Origin of the sequence: Streptomyces sp. NPDC059037, from assembly GCF_042740015.1 — a bacterium.
In the GTDB taxonomy this organism is placed as follows: Bacteria; Actinomycetota; Actinomycetes; order Streptomycetales; family Streptomycetaceae; genus Streptomyces.
In genome coordinates this window covers 2,920-10,457 of the sequence record NZ_JBHYIG010000322.1, presented here as the reverse complement: position 1 = coordinate 10,457, position 7,538 = coordinate 2,920, and the positions used below count along the sequence as shown (strand labels likewise).

The window sequence follows — 7,538 nt, the reverse complement described above, 5'->3', positions numbered from 1 at the left end:
AACAGTCCGCGGACCTGGTGCTTTGGGGGGGGGCGGGTTGGGGAGTGCGGGCCCTTCACCTATGAGTGACGTCACCCCCGTAGTGGTTTGAGTCACGACACGCCCCGAGTCGGTCGAGAACGAGGCGGGCGGTCTCCGTCGGTGTGGCGCCGACCCGCACACCGGCGGCCTCGAGCGCCTCCTGCTTCGCCTTGGCGGTGCCCGACGAGCCCGAGACGATCGCTCCCGCGTGCCCCATGGTCTTGCCCTCGGGTGCGGTGAAGCCGGCGATGTAGGCGACGACGGGTTTGGTGACGGCGCGCCGGATGTAGGCGGCCGCGCGTTCCTCGGCGTCGCCGCCGATCTCGCCGATGAGGACGATCAGTCCGGTGTCGGGGTCGTCCTCGAAGGCGGCGAGGCAGTCGATGTGCGTGGTGCCGACGACGGGGTCGCCGCCGATGCCCACGCAGGTCGAGAAGCCGATGTCGCGCAGCTCGTACATGAGTTGGTAGGTGAGGGTGCCGGATTTCGACACCAGGCCGACGCGTCCGGGTTTGGTGATGTCGGCGGGGATGATGCCCGCGTTGGCCTGCCCCGGGGTGATGAGGCCGGGACAGTTGGGGCCGATGACGCGGGTGCCGCGCTCCTTCGCGTACGCGTGGAAGGCGACCGCGTCGTGCACGGGGATGCCTTCGGTGATGACGACGGCGAGTCCGATGCCGGCGTCGGCGGCCTCGGTGACCGCGGCCTTGGAGAAGGCGGGCGGAACGAAGACGACGGTGACGTCGGCGCCCGTGGCCTCGATGCCGTCGCGGACGGAGCCGAAGACGGGGACGGCGCGGTCGTCGAAGTCGACGGTGCGGCCCGCCTTGCGGGGGTTGACGCCGCCCACGACGTCCGTACCTGCGGCGAGCATGCGGCGGGTGTGCTTCATGCCCTCGGCGCCGGTCATGCCCTGGACGAGGACCTTGCTCTCCTTGGTGAGGTAGATCGCCATGTCCGGTCTCCTTAGGCTGCGTCGGCTCGGGTGGCGAGGTCGGCGGCGCGGCGTGCGGCGCCGTCCATGGTGGTGGCCTGCTGGACCAGGGGGTGGGCGCGCTCGTCGAGGATGGCGCGGCCGCGTGCGGCGTTGTTGCCGTCGAGACGGACCACGAGCGGTTTGGTCAACTGCACGGATTCCAGGGCCTGGACGATGCCGTCGGCGACCGCGTCGCAGGCGGTGATGCCGCCGAAGACGTTGACGAAGACGGACTTGACCGCGGGGTCGGACAGGATCACGGAAAGACCGTCGGCCATGATCTGGGCGGAGGCGCCGCCTCCGATGTCGAGGAAGTTCGCGGGGCGCGCACCGCAGCCCGCGACCACGTCGAGGGTGGACATGACCAGGCCCGCGCCGTTGCCGATGATGCCGACCTCGCCGTCGAGCTTCACGTAGTTGAGGCCCTTGGCCGCGGCCGACGACTCCAAGGGATCGTCGTGTGCGGAGTTGTCGGCGCCCCAGCGTGCCTGGCGGAAGCGTGCGTTGTCGTCCAGGGTGACCTTGCCGTCGAGGGCGAGGATCTCCCCCTGGGCGGTGCGCACGAGGGGGTTCACCTCTACGAGGAGCGCGTCCTCGCGGATGAGCACTTGCCACAGCTTCACGAGTACGCCGGCTGCCGCCGCGGGGAGTCCGGCCGCGGCGGCGATGTCGGCCGCCTTCGCCTCGTCCACGCCTTGTGCCGGGTCGATCTCCACGCGCGTGACGGCCTCCGGCCTGTCTGCGGCCACCTCCTCGATCTCCATGCCGCCCTCGGCCGACGCGATGGCGAGGAAGCGTCCTGCGGCGCGGTCCAGTACGTACGAGACGTAGAACTCGCTGTCGATCCGGACGGGTTGGGCCACCATCACCTTGTGCACGGTGTGGCCCTTGATGTCCATGCCGATGATCTGGCGCGCCGTGATCTCGGCCGCGGCGGCGTCCGCGGCCATCTTCACGCCGCCCGCCTTGCCGCGCCCTCCGGTCTTCACCTGGGCCTTGACGACGACGCGGCCGCCGAGTCGTTCGGCCCCCGCGCGTGCCTCTTTCGCCGTGCCGGCGACTTCGGCATCCGGCACCAAGATGCCGTATTCCTCGAAGAGTTCCCTTGCCTGGTGCTCGAACAGGTCCATTCCGGCTCCTGACGCCGTGTCGTTCCGGGGAGCGACCCCCGGACCCGAAAAGTGCCGCACGCCCCCTGGACACCACCCACCGGATGCGGGATAACAAGCTTCATACAGTATTCGTCGACTGTATGCAATCTACCGCGAGAGCACCTACGAGCAGCGTGTGAGCGCTCCAACTCCCCTACGAAGGGACAGGACTTCGCCATGCCCGACGGCAGCAGCGACACCAACCAGGCCCCCCAGATCTCCGGTGGGCACCTGGTCGCCAAGGCACTCAAAGCGGAGGGTGTGGAGGTCATCTACACCCTCTGCGGCGGCCACATCATCGACATCTACGACGGCTGCGTCGACGAGGGCATCGATGTCGTCGACGTACGCCACGAACAGGTCGCCGCCCACGCGGCCGACGGGTACGCACGCCTCACGGGCAAGCCGGGGTGTGCCGTGGTGACCGCGGGACCGGGGACGACGGATGCCGTCACGGGCGTCGCGAACGCCTTCCGCGCGGAGTCCCCGATGCTGCTCATCGGCGGCCAAGGGGCGCACACCCAGCACAAGATGGGGTCCCTCCAGGACCTTCCGCACGTCGACATGATGACGCCGATCACCAAGTTCGCCGCGACCGTGCCGGACACGGCGCGCGCCGCCGACATGGTGTCCATGGCGTTCCGCGAGTGCTACCACGGCGCTCCGGGACCGTCCTTCCTGGAGATACCGCGCGATGTGCTCGACGCCAAGGTGCCGGTCGACAAGGCTCGGGTCCCGCAGGCCGGGCAGTACCGCGCGTCGACCCGCTCGGCCGGCGACCCCGAAGCCGTCGAGAAGCTCGCCGACCTGCTCGTGCACGCCGAGAAGCCCGCGATCCTGCTCGGCAGCCAGGTGTGGACGACGCGTGGCACGGAGTCGGCCATCGAGCTCGTACGCGCCCTGAACGTGCCCGCCTACATGAACGGCGCGGGACGCGGCACGCTGCCGCCGGGCGACCCGCACCATTTCCAGCTCTCACGGCGGTACGCCTTCTCCAACGCCGACCTCATCGTCATCGTGGGAACGCCCTTCGACTTCCGCATGGGCTACGGCAAGCGGCTCTCGCAAGACGCGACCGTCGTGCAGATCGACCTCGACTACCGCACCGTCGGCAAGAACAGGGACATCGACCTCGGCATCGTGGGCGACGCGGGACTGATCCTGAAGTCGGTCACCGAGGCGGCGTCCGGCCGCCTCAACGGCGGGGCTTCGAAGCGCAAGGAGTGGATCGACGAGCTGCGGGCCGCCGAACAGACGGCGATCGAGAAGCGGCTGCCGAACCTCCGCTCCGACGCCTCGCCCATCCACCCGTACCGCCTCGTCAGCGAGATCAACGACTTCCTTACGGAGGACTCGATCTACATCGGCGACGGCGGCGACATCGTCACCTTCTCCGGGCAGGTCGTACAGCCCAAGTCGCCGGGCCACTGGATGGACCCCGGACCGCTCGGCACGCTCGGCGTCGGCATCCCCTTTGTGCTCGCCGCCAAGCAGGCGCGGCCCGACAAGGAAGTGGTGGCCCTCTTCGGAGACGGCGCCTTCTCGCTGACCGGGTGGGACTTCGAGACGCTGGTCCGCTACAACCTGCCCTTCATCGGGATCGTCGGCAACAACTCCTCGATGAACCAGATCCGTTACGGCCAGAAGGCGAAGTACGGCGAGGAGCGCGAGCGCGTCGGCAACACCCTCGGAGACGTCCACTACGACAAGTTCGCCCAGATGCTGGGCGGTTACGGCGAAGAGGTTCGCGACCCCGCCGACATCGGTCCCGCGCTCCAGCGAGCGCGCGAGTCCGGCAAGCCGTCGCTGATCAACGTATGGGTCGATCCGGACGCGTACGCCCCCGGAACCATGAACCAGACCATGTACAAGTGAGGAGCCCGCTCGATGACGACCAAGGCTCTTGAGGGCGTACGCGTCCTCGACATGACGCACGTCCAGTCCGGGCCCTCCGCCACCCAGCTCCTCGCCTGGCTCGGCGCGGACGTGGTGAAGCTGGAGGCACCCTCCGGGGACATCACGCGCAAGCAGCTGCGCGACCTCCCGGACGTCGACTCGCTCTACTTCACGATGCTCAACTGCAACAAGCGGAGCATCACCCTCAACACCAAGACCGAGCGCGGCAAGGAGCTCCTCACGGAGCTGATCCGAGGCTCCGATGTGATGGTCGAGAACTTCGGTCCTGGCGCCGTGGACCGGATGGGCTTCACATGGGAGCGCATCCAGGAGATCAACCCGCGGATCGTCTACGCCTCGATCAAGGGCTTCGGAGACGGCCCCTACACCAACTTCAAGGCCTACGAAGTGGTCGCCCAGGCGATGGGCGGCTCCATGTCGACCACCGGCTTCGAGGACGGTCCGCCGCTCGCCACAGGCGCCCAGATCGGTGACTCCGGGACCGGCATCCATGCCGTCGCCGGCATTCTCGCCGCCCTCTTCCAGAGGGAGAACACCGGTCGCGGGCAGCGCGTGAACGTGGCCATGCAGCACGCCGTGCTCAACCTGTGCCGGGTGAAACTGCGCGATCAGCAGCGCCTGGAGCACGGGCCGCTCGCCGAGTACCCGAACGAGGACTTCGGTGACGAGGTGCCGCGCTCCGGCAACGCGAGCGGCGGCGGGCAGCCCGGGTGGGCCGTCAAGTGCGCTCCAGGAGGCCCCAACGACTACGTGTACGTGATCGTGCAGCCCGTCGGCTGGCAGCCGCTCACCGAGCTCATCGGGCGCCCCGAGCTGGCCGATGACGCCGAGTGGGCGACTCCGGAGGCACGCCTTCCCAAGCTCGGCAAGATGTTCCAGCTGATCGAGGAGTGGTCCTCGACGCTCCCCAAGTGGGAGGTCCTCGAGCGGCTCAACGCCCACAACATCCCCTGCGGCCCGATCCTCTCCACCAAGGAGATCATCGAGGACGCCTCGCTGGCCGCCAACGAGATGGTCGTCGAGGTCGCACACCCGCAGCGGGGCTCCTTCACCACCGTCGGCTCCCCGCTGAAGCTGTCCGACTCCCCCGTGGACGTGGTCAGTTCACCGCTTCTCGGCGAGCACAACGCCGAGGTGTTCGTCGGGGAACTCGGCCTCGGCGACGAGGAACTGCGCCTGCTCAAGTCGAACGGAGTGATCTGACCGATGGCCGAAGACTTGATGGCCGAAGACCGCGCACGGACGGTGCGGGCGCTGCTCGACTCGGTGCGCGCCGAGGGACGTACGTCGCTGACCGCTCCGGAAGGCAAGATCCTCGCGGACGCGTACGGGATCGCCGTGCCGGGCGAGGAGCTGGCGACGGACGTGGACGAGGCGGTGGCGCACGCGGCCCGCTTCGACGGACCCGTCGTCATGAAGATCGTCTCCCCCGACATCCTGCACAAGACCGACGCGGGCGGCGTCGTCGTCGGCGTGGAGGGCGCAGCCGACGTACGGGCCGCCTTCTGCGAGATCGTCGCGAACGCGCGTGCCTACGCGCCGACAGCCCGCATCGAGGGCGTACAGGTCCAGGAGCTGCTGCCGTCAGGCCAGGAAGTCATCGTCGGGGCGGTGACCGATCCGACGTTCGGGAAGGTCGTCGCGTTCGGTCTCGGCGGCGTACTGGTGGAGGTCCTCAAGGACGTCACGTTCCGCCTGGCGCCGGTCGACGCGGACGAGGCTGCCTCGATGCTCGACTCGATCAGGGCCGCCGAGATCCTGCGCGGCGTGCGGGGCGCGCCGGCCGTGGACCGGTGGGCGCTCGCCGAGCAGATCCGCCGGGTCTCCCAACTGGTCACCGACTTCCCGGAGATCGCCGAGGTGGACCTCAACCCGGTGATCGCCACCCCGGAGGGCGCGATCGCCGCGGACATCCGCGTCATCCTCTCCGAGGGGGTGCCAAAGGCGCGGCGCACCTACACGCGCGCGCAGATGCTCACCTCGATGCGACGGCTGATGCAGCCACGCTCGGTCGCCGTGATCGGCGCATCCAACGAGCAGGGCAAGATCGGCAATTCGGTGATGCGCAACCTCATCGACGGCGGCTTCTCCGGGGAGATCCATCCGGTGAACCCCAAGGCCGATGACATCTTGGGCCGCAAGGCGTACAAGAGTGTCACGGACGTTCCCGGTGAGGTGGATGTGGCGGTCTTCGCGATCCCCGCCAAGTTCGTGGCGGCAGCCTTGGAGGAGGTGGGCCGCAAGGGCATCCCCAACGCGGTCCTGATTCCCTCCGGGTTCGCCGAGACCGGTGAACACGCCCTCCAGGAGGAGATCGTGGCGGTCGGCGAGCGGCACGGTGTGCGGCTGCTCGGCCCGAACATCTACGGCTACTACTCGACGTGGCAGGACCTGTGCGCCACGTTCTGCACGCCCTACGACGTCAAGGGCGGCGTCGCCCTGACGAGCCAGTCGGGCGGCATCGGGATGGCGATCCTCGGCTTCGCGCGCACTACGAAGACAGGCGTTTCGGCGATCGTCGGGCTCGGCAACAAGTCGGACCTGGACGAGGACGACCTGCTCACCTGGTTCGGCGAGGACCCCAACACCCAGTGCATCGCCATGCACCTGGAGGACCTCAAGGACGGCCGCGCCTTCGTGGAGGCCGCGCGGGCGACCGTCCCCAAGAAGCCGGTCGTGGTCCTGAAGGCCGGACGCACGGCCGCCGGGGCGAAGGCCGCCGGATCGCACACGGGCGCGCTCGCGGGCGACGACGCCGTGTACGACGACATCCTCAGGCAGGCAGGCGTCATCCGCGCCCCCGGTCTCAACGAAATGCTGGAGTACGCGCGCGCGTTGCCGGTGCTTCCCACCCCGCAGGGCGACAACATCGTGATCATCACGGGTGCGGGCGGCTCGGGCGTACTGCTCTCCGACGCGGTGACCGACAACGGACTGCGCCTGATGGAGATCCCGGACGACCTGGACGCGGCCTTCAAGGCGTTCATCCCGCCCTTCGGGGCGGCCGGCAACCCCGTGGACATCACCGGTGGCGAGCCCCCGTCGACGTACGAGGCGACGATCAGGCTCGGTCTCGAGGACCCGCGCATCCACGCGCTCGTCCTCGGCTACTGGCACACCATCGTCACTCCTCCCATGGTCTTCGCCGAACTGACAGCCCGCGTCGTCGCGGAGTTCCGCGAGCGCGGCATCGAGAAGCCCGTCGTGGCGTCTCTGGCGGGCGATGTCGAGGTGGAGGAGGCCTGCCAGTACCTCTTCGAGCGGGGCGTCGTGGCGTACCCGTACACGACCGAGAAGCCGGTGGCCGCGCTGGGCGCGAAGTACCGCTGGGCGCGGGCCGCCGGGCTGCTCGGAGGTGGTCGATGAGGGCGTGAGTGGAGGGGGGCCGGCGGGGGGCGGCCGCCCCCCCCCCGCCCCCCCCCCCCCCCAAACCCATAGGGCGCGGGGGCGGGGGCCGGGGGGGTTGGGGCCCG

Annotated in this window: 5 protein-coding genes; 3 read left to right on the top strand and 2 right to left on the bottom strand. The window is 69.2% G+C overall.

What is annotated here, in order from left to right; translation table 11 throughout:
- Positions 1-55: 55 nt before the first annotated feature.
- Entirely contained in the window at positions 56-976 is a 921-nt protein-coding gene (sucD, locus tag ACFWY6_RS39705; protein WP_384701039.1) for a succinate--CoA ligase subunit alpha, read from the bottom strand.
- An 11-nt stretch (positions 977-987) separates the two neighbouring features.
- Positions 988-2,127, bottom strand: a complete 1,140-nt coding sequence (sucC, locus tag ACFWY6_RS39700; protein ID WP_384701036.1) for an ADP-forming succinate--CoA ligase subunit beta — start codon at positions 2,125-2,127, stop codon at positions 988-990.
- A 198-nt stretch (positions 2,128-2,325) separates the two neighbouring features.
- Between sucC and ACFWY6_RS39695 the strand changes: the two genes are divergently transcribed.
- The 3 genes from ACFWY6_RS39695 to ACFWY6_RS39685 are packed head-to-tail and all read left to right on the top strand — an operon-like array spanning position 2,326 to position 7,431.
- Entirely contained in the window at positions 2,326-4,023 is a 1,698-nt protein-coding gene (locus ACFWY6_RS39695; protein WP_384701033.1) for a thiamine pyrophosphate-binding protein, read from the top strand.
- Between the two features lie 12 nt (positions 4,024-4,035).
- Positions 4,036-5,268 (top strand): formyl-CoA transferase, encoded by a 1,233-nt coding sequence (gene frc / locus ACFWY6_RS39690; RefSeq protein WP_384701030.1) that lies wholly within the window; start codon positions 4,036-4,038, stop codon positions 5,266-5,268.
- An 18-nt stretch (positions 5,269-5,286) separates the two neighbouring features.
- Positions 5,287-7,431: an acetate--CoA ligase family protein gene (locus ACFWY6_RS39685; protein WP_384701042.1), complete on the top strand. Its 2,145-nt coding sequence runs from the start codon at positions 5,287-5,289 to the stop codon at positions 7,429-7,431.
- The last annotated feature ends 107 nt before the right edge of the window (positions 7,432-7,538 follow it).